Genomic DNA, 25,238 nt, shown 5'->3' on the forward strand with positions numbered 1-25,238 from the left:
GAACTGACGGAGAGACGTTACTGTGCCCACTCTGCTGGAGAAAGTCCTCAAAACCGGGGACAAGAAGATCCTCAAGCGCCTGCGCGGCATCGCCGATGCCGTGAACCTGCTCGAGGAGGAGTTTAGGGAACTCTCCGACGCCGAGCTGCGCGGGGAGACCGATCGGTTCAAGGAGCGCCTGGCCGAGGGCGAGTCGCTGGACTCCGTCCTCCCCGAGGCCTTCGCCGCGGTCCGCGAGGCCGCAGACCGCACCCTGGGCCAGCGGCACTATGACGTGCAGATCATGGGTGGCGCCGCCCTGCATATGGGCAATATCGCTGAGATGGGCACCGGTGAGGGTAAGACTCTGGTCGCCACCGCCCCGGCCTATCTCAACGCCCTGACCGGTAAGGGCGTCCACGTCATCACCGTCAACGACTATCTCGCCAAATACCAGGCCGACCTCATGGGCCGTGTCTACCGTTTCCTGGGACTGACCACCGGCGTGATCGTCAATAACCTCAAATCCGCTCAGCGCCGCGAGGCCTATGCCGCTGATATCACCTACGGCACGAATAATGAGTTCGGCTTCGACTTCCTGCGCGACAATATGGCTCAGTCCCTGGAAGACCTCGTCCAGCGCGAGCACCACTACGCGATCATCGATGAGATCGACTCCATCCTCATCGACGAGGCCCGCACCCCGCTGATCATCTCCGGTGCCTCCAATAACGACATCTCCCGCTGGTACGCCGACTTCGCCAAACTCGTCCAGAGCCTGAAGAAGGATGAGGACTACGAGGTCGATGAGAAGAAGCGCACTGTCGGAGTCCTGGAATCCGGTATCGACAAGGTCGAGGACTACCTGGGTATCGAGAATCTCTACGAAACCCAGAACACCACCCTGATCCAGTACCTGAACAACGCGATCCGGGCCAAGGAGCTCTATAAGCGCGATACCGACTATGTGGTCACCAAGAATGAGGTCCACATCGTCGATGAGCACACCGGACGTATCCTCAAGGGCCGCCGTTACAACGAGGGCCTGCACCAGGCCATTGAGGCTAAGGAAGGTGTCCGGATCAAGCCGGAGAACCAGACCCGGGCCACAGTGACCCTGCAGAACTACTTCCGCGGCTACGACAAGATCTCCGGTATGACCGGTACTGCCGAGACCGAGGCCGCAGAGTTCATGTCCACCTATAAGCTCGGTGTGGTCCCCATCCCGCCGAACCGCCCGCGCCAGCGGATCGACCACAATGACCTCGTCTACAAGAACGAGATCGTGAAGTTCAATGCGGTGGTCAAGGACATCGAGGCCCGCTACGAGAAGGGCCAGCCGGTGCTGGTGGGCACCGAGTCCGTGGAGAAGTCCGAGTACCTCTCGAAGATGCTGGCCAAGAAGGGCATCCGGCACGAGGTGCTCAACGCGAAGAACCACGAACGTGAGGCCGCTATTGTGGCCCAGGCCGGACGCAAGGGCGCAATCACTGTGGCCACCAATATGGCCGGCCGTGGTACTGACATCATGCTCGGCGGCAACTCCGAGTTCAACGCTGTGCACGAGATGGAGAAACTCGGCCTGGATCCCGAGGAGGACGCCGAGGAGTACGAGGCCCGCTGGCCCGAGGTCTTCGCCAAGGCCAAGGAAGAGGCCGAGCGCGAAGGTGATGAGGTCCGTGACCTGGGCGGTCTCTATGTCCTGGGCACCGAGCGTCACCAGTCCCGCCGTATCGACAACCAGCTGCGCGGTCGTTCCGGCCGTCAGGGTGATCCCGGCGAGTCCCGGTTCTACATCTCCCTGACCGACAACCTCATGCGCCTGTTCAACGCCGGAGCCGCCCAGCGGATCATGAACTCCCCGGCCATGGACGAGGAGACTCCAGTGGAGCACAAGATGGTCTCCGGGGCCATCGCCTCCGCCCAGCAGCAGCGGGAGTCCCAGAACACTGAACAGCGCAAGAACGTGCTGAAGTACGACGATGTGATGAACCGTCAGCGTGAGGCCATCTACTCCGACCGCCGACGGATCCTTGAGGGCGACGACGTCCACGAGAAGGTCCAGCACTTCATCGAGGATGCAGTGGCCCTGATGATCGATGAGAAGACTGTGGCCTCATCCTCCGAGGACTGGGACCTCGAAGGTCTCTGGGAGGAGCTGAAAGACCTCTACCCGATCACCCTGGAGATCGAGGACCTCATCGAGGAGGCTGGCGGTATCGACCAGCTCTCGATCAAGATGCTCAAGCGTGAGATCACCTCCGATGCCAAGATCGCCTATGAGCAGAAGGAGGAGGAGGTCGGCTCCGAAGCGCTGCGCCAGCTGGAGCGCCGGGTGCTGCTCTCAGTCATCGATGAGAAGTGGCAGGACCACCTCTACGAGATGGACTACCTGAAGTCCGGTATCGGTCTGCGCTCGATGGCCCAGCGCGATCCCCTGGTGGAGTACCAGCGGGAGGGTTACCTCCTGTTCCAGGGGATGGCTGAGGATATCCGCGAGGAGTCGGTCCGTAAGCTCTTCCAGGCCGAGGTCCGCGCGGTCACCCCGAAGACCGAGGCCCCGGATCTGCCCGGTATCAAGGACGGTCGGATTGCTGCCGCCGGTAAGCAGATCCAGGTCCCCGGTCTCAAGGATGCCAAAGGCTCCTCCGACTAGGGAGAGACGCCTTAAGCAGCGGTGACCTGCGGCAGTGTCGTGCCGTTATCGGGGCGGTAGGCCCGCTCCTCCGTCTGCGGCTGGTCCGCCTTATGCTCTGCGTCCAGGGCGATGACCCCGTAGGTCCAGCCGCGCCTGCGGTAGACCGCTGAGGGCAGCGAGGTCTCCGCGTCTATGTAGAGGTAGAAGTCGTGGCCGAGCAGTTCCATATTATCCACGGCTGCATCCACTGTCATCGGTTCGGCGGGGAAGACCTTCCGGCGGATCCTGATCGGCTCGTCCCAGGCATCCTCCTCCGGCGGCAGGTTATCGGCCTCTTCGGCATCCAGCACCTGCTCGTAGAGCGGGCGGTCGGGGTCAACCGGGGTGAGCCCGGCCATGGCCTGTCCCACCGACTGCGCAGGGTGTCCCAGAGTGCCGTTGCTGCGGGCCTTTGACTTCTTCTTATCCCGTGCCCGTCGGAGTCGTTCCAGCAGTTTGTCCCAGGCGATTTCGAAGGCAGCGAATTTATCCCCAGCCTGGGCCTCCGAGCGGATGACTTTACCCCGGCCGATCACCGTCAGCTCCACGGTCATCGTGGTTTCGGCCCGGCGGTGTGCATTCTCGGACGAGACCTTGACTTCCAGCCGCTGCCCTTTGTCGGCCAGCTGCTCGACCTTCTCGAGCTTGGCTTCTATGTGTTCCTTGAACGCGGAAGGGATTGAGATGTTGCGGCCGGTGAAAGTGGTCTGCAGAGCCATGATTTCCTCCTTGACGTCCGTCCTGTTGTACACAGCGACGGCGGAGGACTCGTCTCGAGCCCACCGTCACTGCGATGGGTCTCTTTCGGTCAAGCACCCATACTCCACCGTAGGACGAAAGTCTGGGAACAGGAAGTGTTTTTTCTGAATTCGTCCTTGACTTGGGAACTCCTTCGGCTGCCCTCGGCTCACCATCCTGCCGGAGGGGTTGCCGCCAGTACTGCTGCGGCGTGAACCCGGGCTCCGGCGGCAGTGAGCACTCCGTAGAGGGCTGCGAGGGTGGCCCCGGTGGTCAGCACATCATCGATCAGCAGGACATCGGCTCCGCTGAGCCGTTCAGCGGCCCCTGGGGTGAGGATGAACTGGCTACCTGCCTGACGGCGTCGTCGTTTGGATCGGGTCTTCTGAGCATCCCCGGTGACCGCGGTGATCACCGATCCGGAGGGTCTGACCAGCCCAGTTGTGGGTGTGCAGCCGGCTGGAAGCTGGCAGGCGGTGACCAATTCGGTCACCGGGCACCGGCCGCGTCGAATCCGGGATCGCAGTGAGGCCGGGGGCCAGATCAGCAGTGCCCCCGAGTCCACAGCACCGACGGGTGGAAGGAGGTCCTCCGCTGCTGCGGCCAGTGAGCGGGACAGTGCTGCGGCCAGCAGCGGGCGCAGCCGGATGCGCTCGTCGTCCTTGAACCGGATCACCAGTTCGGAGACCAGAGTGCTGTAGAAACCGGCGGCATAGGCCGGTAGGACCATCAGACCATCGCCAGCTGCCGGCGGGGACTGGATTCCGGTCACCGGCAGTGCCTCGGCATGCCCTTCAGCGCGGAAGGGCCTTGCCGTCATCGCCCGGAAATCCGCAGTGCAGTCGGCACAGAGCTCTTCACCGGGTCTGTGCTCCTGTGCACGGCAGCCCAGACACCAGACCGGCGCGGCCAGTCCGAATGCCTCTGCTGCGGCGCTGCGGACTCCTCTGCCGGCCCGGGAGAACCACATCCGGTCCAGTCCGGCCAGGAGGCGTTGGGTGTCCATACCCGAAGTCTGACCGCACCGGCGGGATCTGGCCAGAGGGGTCAGCAGCTGCTGTGGATAACTCAGCCGGAGTAGGAGAGGTCCTCGACCCCGTCCATCTCCTCCTGGATGGACCATTCCTCACCGATGAGCATGTAGACACCTACACCCTGCTGCTCGGCGTAGACCGACAGCGAGGAACCCTCACCGACGGCGACGTTTAGGAGGTTCGCGAAGCCCTCCTCGGGGTCGCTTCGGGCACCGGAGAGGTCGATCCGCTGGATGTACTCAGGGGCGACGTCGTCCTCATCGGGGTCATAGGGCTCCCAGACCACGACCTCGGTGGCATCAGCCCAGCGGACCTCCTGGAGTCCCACCTGGTCATCGGCCTCCAGTCGAGTGTGCTGGCCCAGCCCGCGGGGCAGACCGGTGGTGCCATCACGGATCACCGAGGCGATATAGAGGCTGGTCACCCCGGCATCCTCGACGACGATGGCAGCCCGCGCCCCGTCCTGGGAGATCCGCAGTGAGGTGACCTCACGGTCCTCCAGGAAGGCGGCCTCGAACTGGGTGCTGGTGGTGTCCTCGGGGTCGTCATAGGAGTAGGCGCGGATCGTGGGGTTATCGCCCTCATGGGTCACCGTCCAGGTCCAGCCGAAGTTGTCCATCGAGGGCCGGGTCATATTCTCCGACTCCACCAACAGGGTCGGCTCCTCGGTGTCCGGGCGGACATGGTAGAGCTCGTCGAGGTCCTCGGACATGAAGGCCACGACCTCACCGGTGGAGGCAGTGGGCATCGCCGGGAAGCGCGGACCGATATCTGTCAGATCAGGCATACCCGAGAGCGCACTGGTGGTGCCGCCGGTCTGCAGGACCAAGGCGTCGTCGCGGACTCCGATCATGGACTCATCGGCGCTGGGTCTGGCGTTGATGTCCAGCCGCTCCCCTTCGGGGAGGTCACCGGGTTCAGGGACATCGAGCTCATTGCCCCCGGAGGTGAACTCCACCCGTTGGACTGTGCTGAGCTGATCCAGGGTCATCTGCATCTGGTAGTGCATCAGGGCCAGTTCCCGGTCGCTGGCCCCGGAGACCGCACTGGGTGCCAGATCCACCCGGGCCGCGCCGGCGTCGATTGGCACTGAGGGGCTGGCCAGGGAGGCCTCCTCGTCGAAGGCTGAGACTACCCCTTCGGAGAGCCAGGGTGCCGGTCCGCGCAACAGTTGGTTGGCGATCTCAGCGGGGAGTCCCGCCCGGTTGACGAACCACCGGACGTCCGGGACCACATAGCTCTCCTGGGGATCGAAGAAGAACAGGGTGTAGGGCTGGTAGACCGAATAGAACATATTCGCCTCCAGGATGGTGCCGTCGGGCGGGGTGCTGATCCGCCACTCACCGTCGACCTGTTCCAGTTCGAAGGTCATCCCCTGCACATCCTGGGGCCGGGTCATGATCCCGTCGGAGTCGATATGGGCGTCGACCACCAGTTGGACGTTGTAGATCGACTCCCCGGAGGGGCTGGTCTCCCGGTTATCACCCTCGTAGACGAGGGTGCGCTCCCCCGGGTTCCATTCCTCGGCAGCCTCATCGGTGAGGTATTCGCGGGCGATCTCGTAGTCGTTCTGCGGACCCGCCCCGGCATCGAGGAACCCGTCGATGATGTCCTCGGGCATGGCCCCGGATGTGGGGCCTGCCGGATTGGGGCCGTACTCCTCGTAGTCAGCGTCCAGGGGCACGCCCACCGACTCCACCTCACCCTCTGTGGGCAGAGTGGGTGCGCAGCCGGTGAGCACCAGGGCGGCGGCAGCGACGACGGCAGCGGCTCGGCTTGTGGTCAACCGCAGCATCAGCCCTCCTGCTCCTTCTGGTACAGCGACTGTTCATTGACCCGGTCATGGGTGATCTCTCCGGTGATGGTCTCAGGATCTGCTGAGACTTGCATCCGCTGGTGGTCACCATAACTGGGCGGCAGGCCCAACGGCGAGCTGTGGAAGGACTGGTCCTGCCGGCGAGGCAGCACCAGTCGGAAGCAGGAGCCTTTACCTTTCTCACCCCAGGCGTCCAGGGTGCCCTGGTGCAGCCGGGTGTCCTCAGTGGCAATGGACAGCCCCAGCCCGGAGCCGCCGGTGGTGCGGGCCCGGGCTGGATCGGCACGCCAGAACCGGTCGAAGACGTGAGAGACCTCCTCGGTGGTCATCCCGACCCCGTAGTCGCGTACGGCGATGGCCACCGAACTGGGGCTGGACTTCAGCACCACATCCACGGGGCGGCCCTCGGAATGCTCGATGGCGTTATTGACCAGATTGCGCAGGATTCGGTCGATGCGGCGGCGGTCCACCTCGGCGATGAACCCGTCACCGGAGTCCTGGACGACCATGTACAGCTCCGCGCCGGCGGCCTCGGCAAGGGGCACTGCGGCGGTGGCGACATCCTCGCATAGGGCCCAGAGGTCGACATCGGAGAGCGCCAGTTCGGCAGCACCGGCGTCGAAGCGGGACATCTCCAGAAGATCGGCCAGCAGCGCCTGGAAACGTTCCACCTGGTGGTGCAGCAGCTCAGTGGAGCGCTGGCTGACCGGGTCGAACTCCTCGCGGGATTCGTAGAGCATGCTCGAGGCCATGCTCACCGTGGTCAGCGGGGTCCGCAGCTCATGGGAGACATCGGAGACGAAGCGCTGCTGCATCTTCGAAAGATTCGCCAGCTGGGTGATCTGCTCCTGCAGAGTCGAGGCCATCCGGTTGAAGGAGACACCAAGTCGGGCGATCTCATCCTCACCGACCACGGCCAAGCGCTGGTCCAGCTGGCCGTCGGCGATCCGTTCGGAGACCTCGGCGGCCTGGGAGACCGGCCGGACCACCGAGCGGGAGACCCAGGCTGCGATGAGCATATTCATCACCACGATGGCCCCGGCTGCGGTGAGGAAGACCCTGAAGACGAAGTTCACATTGTCCTGCACCGAGGAGAAGTCGTAGACGTAGAACAGACCCCAGGACTGGGGCACACTCAGCGGCACGGAGGTGCCGAAGGCGACACCGGGGACCGTCTCACCGGTTTCGGGGTCCTCGATGGCCACCGGCTGCCGGTGCTGGACCTCCGGCCCGGAGGCCAGGACCTCACTGCGCAGCTGGTCACTGATGACCGCCTCGATCACACCGCCGGTGGACCGTGGCATGATCTGCGGGTTGCCGGTCTCCTCCAGGGGCAGCAGCAGGGTCCCGCGGGGCAGGGCGGCTGAGCCTTCCAGGCTGGACTCCACATCTGCGACCTGTTCCTCCAGCTCGGTGGTGTCGGTGGTCGGAGACATGGAGGCGAATTCGGAGATGGCCTGGGCCAGACCGATAGTAGCCTCGGCCTCCACCTGGTCCATCCGCTCCTGGTAGAGACCAGTGGTGACCTGCTGGACGAGGATATAGGCGATCAGGCCGGTTCCGACCAGGGTCAGCAGACCGGTGAAGAACACGGCCCGAACCATCAGCGAGCGCGCCCAGAACCTGGGCAGGCGGGAGAGCCGGCGGCCGAAGGTCAGCAGTGGGCGGACCCGCTCGGCGGGCCGGACGCGCCGGTCCACCACGGGGTGTGGGACGGTCTCGGTGACCGGTTCGGCCGTCTCCTCCCCTCCGGTGCGCTGATTCTGATCAGTGATGGTGGTGCTGCTTCCTATCCGCCGGCCTTATAGCCGATTCCGCGAACGGTCTGGATGATCTCGGGGTTCTCGGGGTCCTTCTCCACTTTGGACCGCAACCGCTGGACGTGCACATTGACCAGTCGGGTATCAGCCTGGTGCCGGTAGCCCCAGACCTCTTCGAGCAGCATCTCCCGGTTCCACACCTGCCAGGGCTTCTTCGCCAGAGTGGAGAGCAGATCGAACTCCAGAGGAGTCAGGGAAATCTTGGTATCACCGCGGCGTACCTCATGACCGGCCACATCGATGGTGAGATCCCCGATGGTCAGGGTCTCGGCGTCGGAGCGGTGGTTATTATCCGAGGGGCGCAGCCGGGCACGCACCCGGGCGACCAGCTCGGCCGGTTTGAAGGGCTTGGGCACATAGTCATCAGCGCCGGCCTCCAGGCCGCGGACGACATCGGCGGTATCTGATTTGGCGGTGAGCATCACGATCGGGGTATCAGCCTCTTCGCGGATCTCCCGGCAGACCTCAATTCCGTCCTTGCCCGGCAGCATGAGGTCCAGCAGCACCAGGTCAGCATCAGCGGACCGGAATGCTTCCAATGCTCCGTCTCCGGTGGCGCAGAATGTGGGCTCGAAGCCGTCATTGCGCAGCACAATGCCGATCATCTCCGACAGTGCTTCGTCGTCGTCGACCACCAGGATCTTCGCCTTCATCGACTCGTCCTTCCACTCCTTGGATGTATCCGCCCGTAGGGGCTGGGGCCCCTGAGGTCTCAGGATATATGAGGCGTTAGAGTTAAGAATTGAATGAGTCTTTCGGAGGTGGGGGCGCGTTGAACTCTGCAGCGGAGCTGAGGCCGGCACCAACGCTGCGCCCCGGGGCGGTCTACCCCCTGCGTCCGTTGGCCCAGGATGAGACATTCTCCGCGGCCTTCGCCGTGATCCGGCACAGTCCTCGGGCAGTTCTGGGACTCCCATTCCTGGCCGGGCTGATCAATGTGCTGACCCTGCTGGTGCTGCTGGCAGTGTTGCCCTCGGATGCTTTCCTGCGCATGCTGGCCGATCCCCTGGCCTTCGACAACCAGGAGCTGATGCTGGCCTCGCTGGTGGACGGCTGGATGATCGCCCTGCTGCTGCTCTCCTCTTTCATCGGCTGGCTGATCATGCTGATGTCCCTGGGACTTTTGGCCATCCCGGGACTGCGGGCCGCCTATGGACTGCCGACCTCGCTGCTGCAGACGGTGACCATGCGGGCCGGCCGACTGGGCTGGCTGCTGTTACATCTGGTGGTGGTCAGTCTCCTTCTGGGCCTGGTGGGTTTGGTCGCAATGGTCATCGGGGCACTGCTGATCGGTCTGACCATGCTCGTCGGGGCAATTGTGGTGCTGCCGGCAATGTTTCTGCTGCTGTGCTGGGTGACTGCAGCATTTATGTTCGGCCCCCTGGTGGTTGTCGTCGAGCGGCGCAATGCCTTCTCCGCCCTCGGCCGGTCCTTTGCGCTCAACCGGGGCCAGTGGTGGCGGCATATCGGGGCTGTTGCCCTGCTGTACCTGATGCTCGGGGTGGTGATGACGATCAGTTCGATTCCGGCCGGGGTGATCGCTGGAATCGGTGGGGATCTGGCCTGGCAGTCCGCTGAGGGCAATGAGGATCTGCTGGTGCTGGCCGTGCTGGGCTTCGGCCAGCTCTACGACGCGGTGCTCTCGGCCCTTTTGGTCTCCCTGGCCGGAACGGTGATCGCCATGATGTATCTGAACTCCCGATTCCGACGCGAAGCCCTGGATATCGATCTGGCCCGAACTGCCCAGCAGACCGAGCCGGCCGAGCGGATCCTTCCGGGAGGCTCCTGATGTCTGCTCAAGTCTATGACCGGGATTCTGCCCGCAGCCTGCTGGAGGATGAGCTGGCCGATGCCCAGTATCAGCGGGAGCTGGCGGGCCCACTGCGGGATCTGATCGATTCAGTTCTGGAGTGGTTGGAGGGCAGTGCCCTGAGCCTGGGACCGGTGACCGTGCAGTGGGGGCCGATCCTGGTAGCAGCCCTGGTGGTGGCCGCCGCACTGCTGGTGATCCTGCTGGTGCGCCCACGGATGCAGCGGGGCCGCCGCAGTGAACCGGCGGTCAGTATTGAGGCGGGGATGACTGCGGCAGACCTCAGGAACCGGGCCGCCGCCCATGCCACGGCCGGAAGGTACGACGACGCCGCCCGGGACAGTTTCCGGGCCATAGTCCGCACTGCGGAGGAACAGTTTGTGCTCAGTCCGCAGGATGGCCGTACTGCCAGCGAGATCGCCACTGCCCTGACCACTGCCTATCCCCGTGAGGCTGGTGGGCTGCGGGAGGCCGCTGAGCTGTTCAACCAGTCGGTCTATGCGCGCCGTCCCCTGCAGCAGGGGCATTTCCACCGGCTGAGTGAGCTGGATCTGCGACTTGCCGGGCAGGCACCGAGCGCCAGTGCTGTCGCCTCATCCCTGGGGAGCCGACTGTGAGCACCGCCAGCGCCTCGACCTCCTCCCCGGCTGGGCTGCGCGGCACTGCCTCCCGCTGGCAGTTCTGGGTAGTGCTGCTGTGCTTCGGTGTGATCGCCGCCCTGCTGCTGCAGCTGAGCGAGACTGAGGACACCGAGGTCTATGGACTGGGCAATACGGATCTCGACGGCTATGCCGCATTGGTCTCTGTCCTGGAGGAAGAGGGGGTTGAGATTCGCCGGGCCTACTCCGCCCAGCAGGCCCAGGAGCTGATGGATCAGGACCCGGAGGCCGGCGTCGTCGTGCAGATGCGGGGTTTCCAGCCGGATCAGCAGTTCGTCTCCCAGCTGCGGGATGACTACGCCGGTGACCGGAATGTGCTGTGGCTTTCCACCAATACAGGAACCCTGGGGAATCTCTTCGGCCTCGAGGCGGGCCCCGGCCCCTCGATTCCGACCACAGGCACCGGGACTGCTGATGTGCTCACCACTGGGGATCAATGCCGCCACCCGGCGGCCGCTGCGGCGGAGTCCATCCGGGCCCCGGGTGAGTCCCTGGCCGCAAGCCAGGGCTGCTTCGAGGTCCCGGGCTCACCCTCAGGTTTCCTGCTGACCGAAGTCTCGGCCGGGACTGTCTTCACCGCCCCAGAGGCATTCACCAATCAGCACATCACCGCTGAGGGCAATGCTGCCCTGGCGCTGAATCTGCTCACCGATGGGCAGGGCGCTGAGCAGCAGCTGATCTGGTACACCCCTTCCGGAGCCGATACTGCCGAGGCCGACTCCACCACCTGGGCCTCTCCCTTCGAGTATCTGCCGCGATGGTTCGAGCCGCTGTTCTGGTGGTTGGTGGTCTGCGCACTGATCGCTATGTTCGCCGCCGGCCGTCGCTATGGTCCGGTGGTCACCGAACCGATGCCAGTCTCGGTACCGGCCGGGGAGACTGCAGCCGGCCGGGGACGGCTCTATCAGCGGGCGAACGCCACTGTGGCCTCGGCCGAGGCGCTGCGCAACGCTCATCTGCTCCGCTTGGCCCGGCTGCTGCGCGTAGGCCGGAAGGCACCGGCGGCTGCAGTGGCGGCAGCCGCCGCTCAGGCCCTGGGCACAGCATCGGGTGAGCCGGCGGATCTGCTGGCCGCACCGGCGCAGGTGCGGAATAATCGCCAGCTGGTGGCCTATGCCCAGGCTCTGTCCAAGCTGGAGGACGATGTGGTCAAGGCTGTGCGGGTTGCGCAGCAGAACGGAGAACACTGATGACTGAGACTGCCCCGACTGCTGATGAGCTGCGGGAACGGCTGACCCAAGTCCGTGGGGAGGTCGCCAAGGCCGTAGTGGGCCAGGATGCTGCGGTCACCAGTGTGATCATCGGCCTGCTGGTGCGCGGCCATGTGCTCCTCGAAGGTGTCCCCGGGGTGGCCAAGACTCTGCTGGTGCGCACTCTGTCTGCGGCTCTGGACGTGCAGACCTCCCGAGTGCAGTTCACCCCGGATCTGATGCCCGGTGATGTCACCGGCTCCCTGGTCTACGACTCCACCACGGGGGATTTCAGCTTCCGCGAGGGACCGGTCTTCACCAATCTGCTGCTGGCCGATGAGATCAACCGCACTCCGCCGAAGACTCAGGCCTCCCTGCTGGAGGCCATGGCAGAACGCCAGGTCTCCGTTGATGGGGTGGCCCGGAAGCTGCCGGATCCGTTCCTGGTGGCCGCAACCCAGAACCCGGTGGAGTATGAGGGCACCTATCCCTTGCCGGAGGCCCAGCTGGACCGGTTCCTGCTCAAAGTCACCCTGGATCTGCCCGAGCGGGACCAGGAGATCGAGGTCATCCGCCGGCATGCCCAGGGCTTCAGCCCCTCGGATCTCGCCGCGGCCGGGGTGACTCCGGTGGCCTCTGCCGAGGATGTGCTGGCTGCCCGCCGGGCGGTGGCCGCCGTACAGCTCTCCGGTGAAGTCGCCGGCTATATTGTGGATCTCGCCCGGGCGACCCGGCAGGCCCCCAGCTTCCAGCTCGGAGTCTCCCCACGTGGTGCCACTGCCCTGATGAACGCTGCCAAGGCCTGGGCCTGGCTGACCGGCCGGGACTATGTCACTCCCGATGACGTCAAGGCCCTGGTCCTGCCGACCTTGCGGCACCGGGTGGCGCTGACTCCGGAGGCCTCGATGGACGGTGCCTCCGCCGAGGATCTGCTGCAGTCGATTCTGAGCACCACGGCCGTCCCTCGGTAGATCGGAACCACTGCCGATGCTCACCCTCCGCTTTCTCTGGCTGGCCCTGGGGGCCAGCCTCCTGGTGGTGCTTCTCCCCGGCTATTTCTGGTGGATCCTGGCCCTGGTCCTGGCCCTCGCCGTTGTCGATGTTCTGGCCTGTGGGTCCCCGCGCCGGGTGGAGGTGCACCGCCTGGCCGCCGATCCGGTGCGTCTGGGTGAACCCACTGCTGCCGAAACTCTTATCCGCTCTCGGGGCAGGCGTCGGTTGCGCGGCTGGGTCAAGGACGGCTGGCAGCCCACTGCCGGGGCTGATCCCCTGCAACAGCTGGATATCGCAGCCGGGGCTCGGCTGGTGGCCTCAACCCCGCTGCGGCCTACCCGGCGGGGTGTGCTCAGCAGTGAGTACCTGAGCATCCGGTCTGTGGGGCCCCTGGGCTTGGCCGGCCGGCAGGCGACCCACCGGGTGCCGCAGAGCCAGCAGGTGCTGCCCAGTTTCGCCTCCCGGAAGCATCTGCCCTCCAAACTGCGCCGACTCCGCGAGCTCGAGGGTGCGACGGCGGTGAATCTGCCCGGTGCCGGCACGGAGTTCGACTCCCTGCGGGACTACGTCCGCGGAGATGACGTCCGCTCCATCGACTGGCGGGCCACGGCCCGGCGGCAGGATGCTGCCCGACAGCATCTGGTGGTCCGTACCTGGCGCCCGGAGCGGGACCGCCGGGTGATCCTCTGTCTCGACACCTCGCGCACCTCCGCGGCGCGGCTCGGTGATGAACCCCGGTTGGAGGCCGGAATCGAGGCGTCTCTGCTGCTGGGCACTCTGGCTGCTCAGGCCGGGGACCGGGTGGAGTTTCTGGCTTTCGACCGGAGTATCGGGGCCAGGGCCTCCACTGCCGAGCGCGGCAATTTCCTCAAAGTGCTCTCCCGCGCCACCGCCGATGTGGAACCGGCCCTGGTGGAGGCTGATTTCAGTCAGCTGCCGACCCAGATCGCCCGGCTGACCAGCCAGAAGTCGCTGGTGGTCATCCTCACCGCCGTGGACTCCCCTTCGCTGCAGGAGGGCCTCCTTCCGGTCTTGGCCCCGCTGACTGCGAAGCACCGGGTGGTCTTGGCCTCGGCGGAGAATCCCGAGCTGGCTCAGCAGGCAGCAGCACGGGCAACGGCCAGTGAGGTCTATGCGGCCGCGGCCGCCGAGCGTGCCCTGCTGGAGGCTGAGGCGGTCTCGGCAGAACTGGGCAGCCTCGGCGTCGAAGTGGTTCAGGCGGCCCCCGACCGGCTGGCCCCGGCCCTGGCCGACTGTTATCTGCGACTCAAGGCCGCCGGCAGGCTGTAGTCGCCGGCTGCCTGGTTGGTACCGTAGTTATATGAAGGTTCTTGCTGCGATGTCCGGCGGAGTGGACTCCGCTGTGGCGGCTGCCCGCGCGGTGGACGCCGGCCATGAGGTGGTCGGAGTGCATCTGGCGCTGTCCCGGATGCCCGGGACGCTGCGCACCGGTTCCCGGGGCTGCTGCACGATTGAGGATTCCTCCGATGCGTGGCGAGCCTGCGAGAAACTGGGGATCCCCTTCTATGTCTGGGATTTCTCCGAACGGTTCAAGGCCGACGTCGTCGATGATTTCTTCAGTGAGTATGCGGCAGGGCGCACCCCGAATCCGTGTATGCGCTGCAATGAGAAGATCAAATTCGAGGCCCTTCTGGATAAGGCCATCGCCCTGGGCTTCGATGCGGTGGCCACGGGTCATTACGCGAAGATCATTGAGCTCGAGGACGGCACCCGGGAACTGCACCGGGCTGCCACCTGGACCAAGGACCAGTCTTATGTGCTGGGGGTGCTGAACACTGAACAGCTGGCCCACTGCTATTTCCCGCTGGGTGATACACCCTCGAAGGACCTGGTGCGCGCTGAGGCCGCCGAACGGGGTCTCTCGGTGGCGCAGAAGCCGGATTCCCATGACATCTGCTTCATCCCCGACGGCGACACTCGCGGCTGGCTGGCCGAACAGATCGATATGGAGCCCGGCCCCATCCTGGACGACCAGGGTGAACAGATCGGTGAGCATGAGGGCGCCCAGGCCTATACGGTAGGCCAGCGCCGCGGACTGAAGCTGGGCCGGCCTGCCCCGGATGGCAAACCTCGGTTCGTCCTGGAGATCCGGCCCAAGGAGAACACTGTGGTGGCCGGTTCCCGGGAGCTACTGGATGTGGACATCATCACCGGTATCCGGCTCAGCTGGGCGGGTCCGCCGGTGGCCGAGGCTGCCACCGGTGAGTGGTTCGAGATCGACCTGCAGATCCGCGCCCATGCTGATCCAGTGCCGGCTAAGGCGAAGGTCGTCGAGGATGAGGATTACCAGATCCTGGTGGAGCTGGCTGAACCGCTCAAGGGGGTTGCCCCCGGTCAGACTGCGGTGATGTACCAGGGCACCCGGGTGCTGGGACAGTCCACTATCGACTCCGCCCGTTCCCGCCATTACCAGCCGGCCTGACCCCTCGGTCTCTGGCTGCCTGAGGTTCGCGCTGCCGGTGGATCCTGCCGGTTCTCATCTAAGCTGGTATGCGTGCATGCCGGAGACCCGGTGGGGCACACCCAGCGATGAGAGGGGAAGCGAGTGAACGATGAGCACTGATCCACGCGCCGGCGATGCCGCCAAATACGTTGACCCAGAGATTATGTCCGAGCTGCTGTCGATGCGGTCTTCGATCGACAATATCGACGCCGCCCTGGTGCATCTTCTGGCTGAGCGCTTCAAGGCGACTCAGCGGGTCGGAGTGCTCAAGGCCAAGCATAAGCTTCCGCCTGCCGATCCCGGACGGGAGAAGGCGCAGATCGAACGGCTGAAGCGGCTGGCCCATGATGCCCAGCTGGATCCCGAGTTCGCCGAGAAGTTCCTGAACTTCATCATTGAGGAGGTCATCCGGCATCATCAGGCCCTGACCGGTTCCTCTGAGCAGCCCCCGCAGGCCCCGCGTGACCCCAATGCGCCCTTTGACTGGGCCAGCGACCAGGCATGACCGGTTCTCGGTCTGCGGTGGGCTTCGCCGCCCCGGCAGTGATGCCCGGGACTGATCTGCGCCGGTCCGTCCAGCTGCTGGAGGCTGAACTGGGCCCCGGGGATTTCTCTGCCCTGCCCGAACTGCCTCAGCGTGGTCACCATGGAACCCTGCTGGGCCGGTCGGTGACCCAGCTTGCTGAGCTCTATGCGGAGCTGACCTCCTATGGCTGGCGACTGGTGCAACGCCCGGGGGCTGATCATCTGCGCGCCACCACGAGACTGAGCGCCGATGTGGACACTCTGGCGGATGTGCGCGGGGAGCGACAGGAGACCGGTAACGCTGAGCCTGGCCCACTGCGGGTGGAGATTCTGGGGCCGGTGAGCCTGGCTGCCCGGCTGCATCTGCCCCAGGGGGAGAAGATCCTCATCGACCACGGTGCCCGGCGGGATCTGGCGGCCTCCCTGGCCGCGGGCCTGCAGGCTCACTGTGAACATATCCTCAGTTCAATTCGTCCGCCGGCTCTGGAGGTCACCGTCTGTGAACCGGAGTACCACCGGGTGCGCCGGGGCGCGGTGCCCACGGTCAGCGGCTACCAACAGATCCGTTCCCTGGGCAGGGATGAGACCCGGGCCCTGGTCACTGAGGTGCTCAATGCTCTGCGCGCCGCCGGGGTGGATTCAGTGGTTCTGGACACCGGGCGACCGGTAACCGCTGAGCAGGTGGAGGACTTCTTCAGTCGCAGCCGGTCCGGTGCCAGCACAGCAGTCGACGGTTTTGTACTGCCGGTGCACCGGGCTGAGGCCGCCGATTGGGAGCGTGCCGCGGAATTGGCCGAGGCCGGGGCGCGACTCCAGGCTTCGCTGCTGCGTCCTACGGGGTCTGAGGCGCTGCCGGAGGTTTCGGCTTTGGCTCAACGGGTCAGCGGTCCCTGGCAGGCCCTGGGTATGCCGCTGTTCTCTCTGGAGGCTTTCACCCTGACCCCGATTTCGACTGGCGAGCGGGACCAGTTCGCCCAGCTCACCGAGCCGGCTGCCCTGCGGGCCACGACCCGGGTCCGTGATGCCGCCTCGGCACTGACCGACCAGATGCGGGCCTGAGCCACCACGGCCAGAACCACCACAACCCTGGGCAGCATCACCATCTGAGCAACATCACAGCAGAGCCACCGCTGGATCAGTAGACTCGGTTCCCAGGAGGGAACACTGTATGACTCATGCCAGCACACCGGAAGACCCCGAGGACGCCAAACCCACTGAACGGCTCTCTGCTGAACCTCAACCTGTAGAGCAGCAGCCCGCGGCCGGAGTGCAGGGACCGCCGCTACCGCCGGATCAGGATGCCACCCAAGCTCTGGATCCCACCCAGGCTTTTCCGCCGGGTACTCCCCCTGGGGCTACCATGCCGATTTCGCATTCGATGGAGAATCCCGGCCAGGACGCCACTCAGGCGATGCCGGGGGTTCCGCCCCAACAACCGGCTCCGTATCAGGAGGAGGAGACTCTCTCCAGCTCCGCCCATGAGCCCACCTATCAGCAGCCTCCGCAGGGATTCGGCCAGCCGGGCCAGGATTACCCCACTCAGGCATATGCTCCGCAGGACTATCCCCCACCGAACTACCCACCCCAGGACTACTCGGGGCAGAACTACCCGCCGCAGAGCTATGGGGCGGCACCTGGCCCCTACGGGCAGTATGACCAATATGGCCAGTACGGTCAGCAGCCGGGCCAGTATCCGCAGGGGCAGTTCCCACCCGGACAGCCACAGCAGGGTCACCCCCAGCCTGGTAGGCCCCGCAGGAAGGCCAGCCGTGGGGCCTGGTTCGGAGTGCTGCTGACCCTGTTCCTGAGCGTCTTCGCCAGCTTCGGGACAGTGCTGGTTATGACCATTTGGAGCGCTATGACCTGGGGGGTAAGCTTCGGCACCGCCGTCCAGGAGGTCTTCAGTGGGCTGACCTCGGACTTCGGGGGCTTCATGACCATTCTCACCGACTACTTTATGGCCCTCTTCGTGGCCAGCATCCTCTGCCTCATCGCCACCTTCCTCATCCCACTGACCAATCCCGGTGCACGCACGGTCGGAATTCTTGTGCTCTTGGGCGGAGCTGTCACCTATACCCTGGGGCTGATCTACGGGCTCAACTCAGGCACCTTCACCGGCACCTTCAACCGGTGGAGCAATTTCCCAGACTGGTGGGACAACCCGAACATCGGTGATCTGTATCTGGTCCCGTTCTTCTTCCTGGTGACCCTGATCGCCCTGGGGTCCACCAAACCCCGCAAGATCCGATAAACCTCTCCGGTTGGTCGGTCCGCGAGCTCAGATCAGTAGCCAGACGGTACCGGCAGCGGCACCGAAACCGGCGAGCAGGAAGAAGAGCAGCCACAGGAAGACTGGCGTCCTGCCCCAGGCCCGGGCTGCCTGACCGGCGTCACTGGAGCGCGCCTGGTGCTTATCCCGGATATGCACCCGGATCAGATCGAAAGTGCCGCGGACACCGGCCAGTGCGTAGAAGACCGCCAGAGCAGTCACGGTCCAGACCACTGCCTCGGGGTGGTTGATCCACCACACGGCCCCAGTGGCCAACAGGGAGACCAGGCAGGAGAAGATCCCCACCGCATTGCGGGAGAGGATCAGGGCCAGCAGCATGACCACCTGGTAAAGGGTCAGTGCCGCCCCCGCATGGCCGGTGGTCAGCAGCACGGCCATCCCCAGGCCCAGCAGCCCGGGGGCGGGATAGCCGGCCAGGGCGGTGAAGAGCATTCCTGGGCCCTTCGGCTTCCCCCTGGAGACGGTGACCCCGGAGGTGTCGGTGTGGAGTTTGATGCCGCTGACCCTTCGGCCGCTGAGCAGGGCGGCGAAGACATGTCCCATCTCGTGGACGATGGTTGAGGCCTGGCGCAGGATCCGCCAGACGCTCGGCACCGCGGTCAGCAGGACCACGGCAGCGGTGATCGCCCAGACGATCTCCGGTTCGGGCTGGGTCTGCACCGACCAGCGTTCAAGGATGAAGTCCCAGATAACCACCTGGACAGTGTGCCAGAGAAAAGCCCAGATTCCGCCCTTACCCCGGGTTCAGGAACTCATTCCGGCCAGGGTCTGCTGGGTGGTCAGCGCCTGTACGGCAGTGGATTCCAGGATCTCCATGGTCTCGCGCAGCAGGGTCCGGCGTTCGTTTCCGCGCCGGAGCACCATCAGCAGCGAGCGCACCGGCGCCGTCGGACCGGAGAGAGTCACCCGCACCACTCCGGGATGGATCGGGGCCATCCGAGGCAGCAGTGAGACCCCCAGCCCGGCGGCCACCAGCGTGGAGACTGAGGTCCAGTCCTGGGCGTGATGCCTCTCAGCGGGAGTGAATCCCGCTTTGGAGCAGTGTTCGAGGATCTCCTGACGTGAGCCCTGGCCCACTGAGCCGAAGATCCAGGGGTCATCGGCGGCCTCCTGCAGGGTCACCTCATCCTCCCGTGTGGCCAGGGGGTGACCGCGGGGGACGATGATGTCCACCGGCTCCACCACTAGCCGGTGGACGCTGAACCGCGGGTGATCGGAGGCCGGGGCATGGGATCCGGCGGGCATAATCACCAGATCCGCCGCCCGTGAGGTCAGCAGCCGCTGCGCGTTGAAGGGCTCAGATTCCCGGATATTCCAGCTGGCCGCGGGACGCTGCTGGGTCCAGCGGCGCAGGGCTGGGACCACAATCGAGGAGATTGCCAGCACATGGGCAGCCACCCGGATCTCCCCGGCCTGGGGGTCGGTGGCCTCCACCAATGCTGCCCGCACTCGCTCATCGGCGGCATGCAGATGCGGCGCCTCCCGCACCAGCGCCCGGGCGGCCCCGGTGAGCTCCACGGCCCGTCCTCGCCGGCGCAGCAGCGGCACCCCGAGGTCATCGGCCAGACGCTGAATCTGCCGGGAGATTCCAGAGGCATTGCGGCCGAGCACATCGGCGGCGGCGTTGACGCCTCCGTATTCGGAGACAGCCTCCAGAAGTCCGATGGCGGGGTCGATGAGCTGGGCTTTCATTCAGCCAGTAAATCATTGCCGCCTCGGCAATGAAAAGACCGCTGATGATGCCGTGGACGCATACTGTCAGTACGGTCCAGAGTTATCCCTCGTGACTATTCTCTGTGCAGTCCTGGCCGCGGCGATGTTCGGCGCCGGACACTATATGAGCGGCACCGTCAGCCGCCGGGTCGGACCGGCCACGGTGGCCTATTGGACCCAGTTCGGTGTGGTGGCCGTGGCCGCCGTGCTGCTGCTGGCCCGCCCCCTGCCCGAGCAGTGGAGCATCCCCGCCCTGGCCTGGGGAACCGTGGCCGCCATCGGCGGTGTGGCAGGTTCCTTGTTCCTCTACAAGGCGCTGTCCAAGGCGACCTTCACCCTCGCCGTCGGCGCCTCCACGGTCACCACCACGGTGACCCCCGCCATTGTGGCCCTGCTGTTCCTAGGCGAGCAGATCACTGTGCTGCGGATCGTGCTGATCCTGCTGGCAGTGCTGACCGTCTGGCTGCTGGTCTCCCAGCGGCGCAGCAAGGGAGTTGCGGTGGTCACCTCTCCCCTGCCGGTGATCACCTCGCAGATGCCAGTGGTCTCAGCCGAGGACGACGCCGACTCCCCTGCCCCAGAACCGGTGGAGCATACCGGCCCCTCAAGCCCCGGTGCCGGCCTCCTGGCCCTGGGCGCGGGGCTGGGCTATGCCACAGAACTGGTGGGGGTCGCCCAGATTCCGCAGGAGGATTTCGCCCAGGGTCTGCTGGCCTGGGCAGTGGTGTCCTTCCTGGTGATGCTGGTGATGATTCTCCTCCGCCGCGGCCCCCAGGCACCCCGGCTGCTGCCCCAGGGCGGGGCCGGTGCCCTGGTGATCCTCGCCGGCGGATTCAGCGCCTTCGGCATGCTGCTGTTCCATATCAGCGCTGCCGGAGTGGGCTTGGCCACCACCTCGGCCATTGTCGCCGTCTATCCGGCGGTGCCGATTCTGCTGGCCGTACTGATCCTGCGTGAACGCCCCAGTCCCCGCGGTTGGGCCGGTCTCGCCTGTGCCGGACTGGTGGTAGCCCTGGGCGCCTACGGCACCTCACTGTAGCCGGCCATACCGGCAGCCCGGGACTGACCGATGATCCCGGGCAGGGCATCGGCCAGGGCCGTGATGTCCTCCTCGGTGGTGGTCCAGCCGAGGCTGAACCGCTGGGCCCCGCGGGCTGCGGACTCGGGCAGCCCCATCGCCAGCAGCACATGGGAGGGCCGGGGCACCCCGGCGGTGCAAGCCGAACCGGTGGCAGTGTCGAAACCGGCCATATCCAGCATGAACAGCAGGGAGTCGCCCTCGGCGCCGTCGACAGTTATATGCAGGTTATTGACCAGCCGCTTCTCGGGGCTGATCCGGGGATCAGGTCCCCCCAGGGTCACACCCTCGAGGTCCACCACCGCGGCCAAGAGCTGATCCCGCAGGCCGCTCAGCCGCTGGGCTTCCTTGTTTCGCTGAGCAGCGACTTCCTCGGCCACTGCTGCGAAGGCGCAGATGCCCGGGGCATCGAGTGTTCCGGAGCGGATATCGCGTTCCTGCCCGCCGCCGTGGAGCACGGGGGTGAGTTTCACATCCCGCCGGACGAACAGCGCCCCGATCCCCACCGGGGCACCGAGTTTATGTCCGCTGATGGCCATCGTGGCCGCCCCTGATTCGGCGAAGTTCACCGTCGGGGCTCCTTCGGGTTCATTGCCGAAGGCCTGGACCGCATCGGTATGCAGCGGGACCCCGGCCTCCGCGCAGAGCCGGGCGACCTCGGCCACCGGCTGGATGGCCCCGACCTCGTTATTGGCCCACATCACCGTGGCCAATGCGATGGTCTCCGGCTCGTCGGCCAGCAGCTGCTCCAGGGCGTCGAGGTCGATGATCCCCTCAGTATCCACGGGGATGAAGACCAGCTCGGCACCCTCCTGGGCTTCCAGCCATTCGGCGGTGTCCAGTACTGCATGGTGTTCCATCCCCGGCAGCAGGATCCGGCGTCGCCGGGGGTCGCCGTCGCTGGTTTTCGGGTCCCTGCGCTGCCACCAGAGTCCTTTGAGCGCGAGGTTATCGGCCTCAGTTCCCCCGGAGGTGAAGATCACCTCGGAGGCATCGGCCCCAGCGGCTGCGGCCAACTGGGCCCGGGCGGAGTCCACTGCAAGCCGTGCCCGGCGTCCGGAGCCGTGCAGGGAGGAGGGATTGGCCAGCTGCGGCAGCAGCTCGGTGAGCACACGGACCGCAGTGGGCCTCACTGGTGTGGTTGCGGCATGGTCAAAGTAACGGGACATCAGAAACCGATTCTACGCGCGGTAACCTAGTGATCCTGATGAGTGAGCCGGATTTCTATGCAGTGTTGGGGGTGCCCCCGGAGGCGGATTCCGCCACCATTCGCAGCGCCTACCGCAAGGCTGCCCGGCAGCATCACCCCGACCGCGGTGGCTCCGCCGAGGAGTTCCACCGGATTCAGGCCGCCTGGGAAGTGCTGGGCTCGGCCAGTGCCCGTGATGAATATGACCGACGAAGACGCCAGGGCAGCTCGGCCACCAGCGCCACCTCCCCGGCACCCACGGAGGAGGGCGCCGGGTTCACCTACTCCCGCTCCGGGGCGGCCGGAGCCAGCCGCAGCAGGCGTTCGACCAGCACTCGCCGCCACCCGGCTGCCGATCAGGCCCCGGTGTATCAGCCTCCGCTGTCCGAGCCCGAACCGTTGAACCTCACCCTGACGAGCCAGAAGGTCCATGGTGAGTTCACCTCCCGGGGGCTTTTCGGCGGTAAGGCCCAGCGCCGCCAGCAGCGCACTGCTGAGGTGTTGGAGAAGCATGTGCTCTCTGCTCTTCCGGCGGCCCGGCTGTTCAATGATGTCCTGCTGACCCCCGCCGGGGATTCGCCCCGGAAGGCGAAGAACGCGCCCCGGGTCGATCATGTGCTGCTCTGCGGCCGGACGGTGCTTCTGGTCGGCTCAGTGGAGGTCGCTGCCCCCACTGCCTCCTGGGACGGCCGGCTGCTGCGGGCTGCCGGGAAATCGGTGAGCCTGCCGGAGCTCAGTGCAGCAGCCAAGCAGCTGCGGCTGAGCCTGGCCGAGGAGATCGGCGGCCAGCTCAGCGCCGATCACCAGGTGATCCTGCTGTCCACCGATGGGGATATGTTCCACCCCGTTGTTGAGGCCCAGGGCGCGGGCCGCCAGGGTGTTCAGCCGCTGGCAGCCGGACGCGCCATCGGACATCTGGCCAATGTTTTGGCCGCCTCCGCCCAGGCGAATCTGGTGGACCGGGGGCTGATGGCCGCGCTGCGTCGTCGTTGTCTATCCCCGGATGGGAGTGCTGCATGAGCCCCGCGAGCAATCTGGGGCTCCATGTGGTCCTGGACCAGCCGGAGATCCCCGGCAATACCGGCAATATCATCCGGCTGGCCGCTGTGGTGGGCTTCGATCTGCATATCGCCGGGCCCACCCTCTTCGACTTCTCTGACACCAAGCTCAAACGCGCCGGTCTGGACTATCACGATCTCGCGGTGATGACTGAGCATGAGAACCTCGAGGCCACCTACCGTTCGCTGGGGGTCGTGGAAGCCGCGCCCACGGCCGACCGGCGGATCTTCGCCTTTACCGGTGAGGGTGAGACCTCTCACACCGAGATCAACTACCGGGCCGGGGATGTGCTGCTCTTCGGCCGGGAGTCCACCGGATTGGATGCCCAGGTCAAAGCCGACCCCCGGATCACCGAGCTGGTGCGGATCCCCATGCTGCCGGGCCGGCGCAGCCTGAACCTGGCCAATTCGGTCTCCATCGCGGTCTATGAGGCCTGGCGTCAGCAGAACTTCCGCGGAGCTGCCTGAGTGTTGATGGCCCCTCCTCCCAGCTGGGCTGACTAGACTCACAGCCATGACGGAACACTCCGGAACCGGCGAGCCACCCCATGATGAGGACACCCCGCGCCCTGACGCGCAGGACCCCACGCCTGAGGGCCCCGCAGAGGAACCGGAGTCCGCAGAATCATCCGAAGGTGCTGAGCCTCAGGCCCCTGAGTCCAATGAGCCCCCGACGCTGACCGAGCTGCTCACCGGGGCTGCCCGCGGGGATCAGCCCTCCTTCTCGGCATTCTTCGACGCCACCTCCGATGTCGTCTACGGCATGGCCCTGTTGATGCACGCAGACTACGACGACGCCCATTCCTCCACGGTGGCCGTCTACCGGAACCTCTGGGACCAGGCCGATGCCCGGGCGCGGGATCTGCGCCTGCAGACCCAGACCTCCCAGCTGCTGACCGATGAGCATTCCGGGTTCAGCAATCCCGAGGATCTGCCTGAGAGCACCACCTACCGGCCCACCGAATACGAGCTGGTGCTGGAATGGCTGGTGCCCCTGGCCCACCGGATCTTCGTGGAGCGGTTTCGGGAGGGGGTCACCACTCCGATCCCGCTGACACCGGTGCCGCAGAGTGAGGGCGGCGGTGTGGCCGGGATGCCCGAGGAGGTCCTCGATGACATGCTGGCCCTCTCCGACTCCCAGGCCCAGGCCCTGGCGATGACCTATCTGGGTGGCATGACCCACCAGCAGGTGGCCGAGACCGTTGGCGCGGCAGTGCCTTCGATCAAGTCCCGGCTGCGGGATGCGATGGCCCGGCTGCACAGCCAGCGCCAGGCCCGCGATGCCCAGACCAATGACCCCATTCTGCGGGCGGCGGTGACCAAGGAGGATGTTGCCCGCGGCAGCGGGGTCAACCGCAATTTCAGCAATGAGATCGCCGCCGACCTGGATAAGGGTCTGCTGGTGGAGCTGGCTGAGCTCTACGCCCTGGACGCTCTGGACGACACCGAACGCGCCCTGCTGGATGAGAAGGCCCTGACTGCCGATGCCCACCAGGCCCAGCAGTGGGACACGCGTGTGCTGGCCGCCCGGCGCACCCTCTCCGAGGTCTTCGCCTCCGATACCATCGCGCCCCCGCCGCAGCTGTTGGATGAGGTTCTGCAGTCCGTGGGCGACCAGGAGGTCGGTGTGGGGCTGGTCGAGGATATCTCCACCCATACCGGGGAGTCCGAACGCCGGACTCCGGTGGTCAAACGGTGGATGTTCATCGCCGGGTTCATTCTGGTGCTCATCATCGGCATCGTGGTGATCTGGCAGGTCACTACCCCACAAAATGTGCGAGCGATCGCCGAGGCCGATGAGGATGCTCACGTGGTGGAGGGCTACGAGATGGCCGAAGGTGGCCAGCTCGATGCGGTGCTCTCCTCCGCTGAGGACGTCGGATTCGTTGATTTCGAGGATGTCCCGGAGCTCCCCGATGGGGACACCTACCAGGTCTGGTTGATGCCTCAGGGTGCCAGTGAGCCCTCATCCCTGGGCAACTTCACCGCAGAGGAGCTGGAGGAGAATGGGGTCGAGATCCCCCGCATGGCTCAGTACCGCTCCCTGCTGATCACAGTGGAGCCCATCCGCAACCAGGAACGCCCCGAAGGCGAATCCGTCGCCCAGCTGGACCTCCACTCCCGAAACTGAAGCAGGGCCAGTCCCGCCCCAAGCTGAGCCGTCAAGAATTGTTACTATTCGCGTGGCGTTGGCGGTAAAAGCAA

Annotated in this window: 21 protein-coding genes and 1 pseudogene; 14 read left to right on the forward strand and 8 right to left on the reverse strand. The window is 65.6% G+C overall.

Annotated features, from left to right (window positions below):
- Positions 1–22: 22 nt before the first annotated feature.
- A pseudogene (gene secA / locus HGQ17_RS12745) lies at positions 23–2,608 on the forward strand (preprotein translocase subunit SecA); the annotation flags it as partial.
- Between the two features lie 38 nt (positions 2,609–2,646).
- On the opposite strand, the gene hpf reads toward secA, so the two are convergent.
- The 5 genes from hpf to mtrA all read right to left on the reverse strand — a co-directional run bounded on the left by hpf (position 2,647) and on the right by mtrA (position 8,717).
- Positions 2,647–3,375 (reverse strand): ribosome hibernation-promoting factor, HPF/YfiA family, encoded by a 729-nt coding sequence (gene hpf / locus HGQ17_RS12750; protein ID WP_168888334.1) that lies wholly within the window; start codon positions 3,373–3,375, stop codon positions 2,647–2,649.
- Positions 3,376–3,563: 188 nt separating this feature from the next.
- Positions 3,564–4,400: a ComF family protein gene (locus HGQ17_RS12755; protein ID WP_168888335.1), complete on the reverse strand. Its 837-nt coding sequence runs from the start codon at positions 4,398–4,400 to the stop codon at positions 3,564–3,566.
- Positions 4,401–4,462: 62 nt separating this feature from the next.
- Positions 4,463–6,223 (reverse strand): LpqB family beta-propeller domain-containing protein, encoded by a 1,761-nt coding sequence (locus HGQ17_RS12760; protein WP_168888336.1) that lies wholly within the window; start codon positions 6,221–6,223, stop codon positions 4,463–4,465.
- Positions 6,223–7,947, reverse strand: coding sequence for an MtrAB system histidine kinase MtrB (mtrB, locus tag HGQ17_RS12765; protein ID WP_324615286.1), 1,725 nt, complete (start codon positions 7,945–7,947; stop codon positions 6,223–6,225). Before mtrB ends, HGQ17_RS12760 begins: the two co-directional genes overlap by 1 nt.
- 86 nt (positions 7,948–8,033) lie before the next feature.
- Positions 8,034–8,717 carry an MtrAB system response regulator MtrA gene (mtrA, locus tag HGQ17_RS12770; RefSeq protein ID WP_168888337.1) on the reverse strand — a complete coding sequence of 228 codons (684 nt, stop codon included), beginning with the start codon at positions 8,715–8,717 and terminating at the stop codon, positions 8,034–8,036.
- A 119-nt stretch (positions 8,718–8,836) separates the two neighbouring features.
- Here mtrA and HGQ17_RS12775 point away from each other — a divergent pair, with 119 nt between their 5' ends.
- The 9 genes from HGQ17_RS12775 to HGQ17_RS12815 all read left to right on the forward strand — a co-directional run bounded on the left by HGQ17_RS12775 (position 8,837) and on the right by HGQ17_RS12815 (position 17,956).
- Entirely contained in the window at positions 8,837–9,853 is a 1,017-nt protein-coding gene (locus HGQ17_RS12775; RefSeq protein WP_168888338.1) for a hypothetical protein, read from the forward strand.
- Positions 9,853–10,491, forward strand: coding sequence for a DUF4129 domain-containing protein (locus tag HGQ17_RS12780; protein WP_168888339.1), 639 nt, complete (start codon positions 9,853–9,855; stop codon positions 10,489–10,491). The genes HGQ17_RS12775 and HGQ17_RS12780 overlap by 1 nt, the downstream gene beginning before the upstream one ends.
- On the forward strand, positions 10,488–11,723 hold the full coding sequence (locus tag HGQ17_RS12785; protein WP_168888340.1) for a DUF4350 domain-containing protein: 1,236 nt from the start codon (positions 10,488–10,490) through the stop codon (positions 11,721–11,723). Before HGQ17_RS12780 ends, HGQ17_RS12785 begins: the two co-directional genes overlap by 4 nt.
- The gene (locus HGQ17_RS12790) at positions 11,723–12,694 is read left to right on the forward strand and encodes an AAA family ATPase (protein WP_168888341.1); all 972 of its coding nucleotides are present in this window, start codon (positions 11,723–11,725) and stop codon (positions 12,692–12,694) included. Before HGQ17_RS12785 ends, HGQ17_RS12790 begins: the two co-directional genes overlap by 1 nt.
- A 16-nt stretch (positions 12,695–12,710) precedes the next feature.
- Positions 12,711–14,006 carry a DUF58 domain-containing protein gene (locus tag HGQ17_RS12795; protein ID WP_168888342.1) on the forward strand — a complete coding sequence of 432 codons (1,296 nt, stop codon included), beginning with the start codon at positions 12,711–12,713 and terminating at the stop codon, positions 14,004–14,006.
- Positions 14,007–14,037: 31 nt separating this feature from the next.
- Entirely contained in the window at positions 14,038–15,159 is a 1,122-nt protein-coding gene (mnmA, locus tag HGQ17_RS12800; protein ID WP_168888343.1) for a tRNA 2-thiouridine(34) synthase MnmA, read from the forward strand.
- 130 nt (positions 15,160–15,289) lie between these two features.
- Positions 15,290–15,685: a chorismate mutase gene (locus tag HGQ17_RS12805; RefSeq protein WP_168888344.1), complete on the forward strand. Its 396-nt coding sequence runs from the start codon at positions 15,290–15,292 to the stop codon at positions 15,683–15,685.
- The gene (locus HGQ17_RS12810) at positions 15,682–16,764 is read left to right on the forward strand and encodes a uroporphyrinogen decarboxylase/cobalamine-independent methonine synthase family protein (RefSeq protein WP_168888345.1); all 1,083 of its coding nucleotides are present in this window, start codon (positions 15,682–15,684) and stop codon (positions 16,762–16,764) included. The genes HGQ17_RS12805 and HGQ17_RS12810 overlap by 4 nt, the downstream gene beginning before the upstream one ends.
- Before the next feature lie 109 nt (positions 16,765–16,873).
- Positions 16,874–17,956: a hypothetical protein gene (locus HGQ17_RS12815; protein WP_168888322.1), complete on the forward strand. Its 1,083-nt coding sequence runs from the start codon at positions 16,874–16,876 to the stop codon at positions 17,954–17,956.
- A gap of 27 nt (positions 17,957–17,983) precedes the next feature.
- Here HGQ17_RS12815 and HGQ17_RS12820 read toward each other — a convergent pair whose 3' ends face one another.
- Both HGQ17_RS12820 and HGQ17_RS12825 read right to left on the reverse strand, forming a co-directional pair.
- Positions 17,984–18,691: a M50 family metallopeptidase gene (locus tag HGQ17_RS12820; protein WP_168888346.1), complete on the reverse strand. Its 708-nt coding sequence runs from the start codon at positions 18,689–18,691 to the stop codon at positions 17,984–17,986.
- A 48-nt stretch (positions 18,692–18,739) separates the two neighbouring features.
- Entirely contained in the window at positions 18,740–19,687 is a 948-nt protein-coding gene (locus HGQ17_RS12825) for a LysR family transcriptional regulator (protein WP_168888347.1), read from the reverse strand.
- A gap of 91 nt (positions 19,688–19,778) precedes the next feature.
- On the opposite strand from HGQ17_RS12825, the gene HGQ17_RS12830 reads away from it, so the two are divergent.
- Positions 19,779–20,747, forward strand: a complete 969-nt coding sequence (locus HGQ17_RS12830; RefSeq protein ID WP_168888348.1) for an EamA family transporter — start codon at positions 19,779–19,781, stop codon at positions 20,745–20,747.
- On the opposite strand, the gene HGQ17_RS12835 is transcribed toward HGQ17_RS12830, so the two are convergent.
- The gene (locus HGQ17_RS12835; protein WP_168888349.1) at positions 20,729–21,955 is read right to left on the reverse strand and encodes a cysteine desulfurase family protein; all 1,227 of its coding nucleotides are present in this window, start codon (positions 21,953–21,955) and stop codon (positions 20,729–20,731) included. The two genes, HGQ17_RS12830 and HGQ17_RS12835, sit on opposite strands and share 19 nt — an antisense overlap.
- Positions 21,956–21,993: 38 nt before the next feature.
- Between HGQ17_RS12835 and HGQ17_RS12840 the strand changes: the two genes are divergently transcribed.
- Genes HGQ17_RS12840 through HGQ17_RS12850 form a run of 3 tightly spaced genes read left to right on the forward strand, consistent with a single transcriptional unit; the run spans position 21,994 to position 25,164 of the window.
- On the forward strand, positions 21,994–22,995 hold the full coding sequence (locus tag HGQ17_RS12840) for a J domain-containing protein (protein ID WP_168888350.1): 1,002 nt from the start codon (positions 21,994–21,996) through the stop codon (positions 22,993–22,995).
- A complete protein-coding gene (locus HGQ17_RS12845; protein ID WP_168888351.1) occupies positions 22,992–23,501 on the forward strand; it encodes a tRNA (cytidine(34)-2'-O)-methyltransferase in 510 nt (169 codons plus the stop codon). Before HGQ17_RS12840 ends, HGQ17_RS12845 begins: the two co-directional genes overlap by 4 nt.
- A gap of 46 nt (positions 23,502–23,547) precedes the next feature.
- Positions 23,548–25,164, forward strand: a complete 1,617-nt coding sequence (locus HGQ17_RS12850; protein WP_168888352.1) for an anti-sigma factor domain-containing protein — start codon at positions 23,548–23,550, stop codon at positions 25,162–25,164.
- The last annotated feature ends 74 nt before the right edge of the window (positions 25,165–25,238 follow it).

Origin of the sequence: Nesterenkonia sedimenti, from assembly GCF_012641515.1 — a bacterium.
In the GTDB taxonomy this organism is placed as follows: domain Bacteria; phylum Actinomycetota; class Actinomycetes; order Actinomycetales; family Micrococcaceae; genus Nesterenkonia; species Nesterenkonia sedimenti.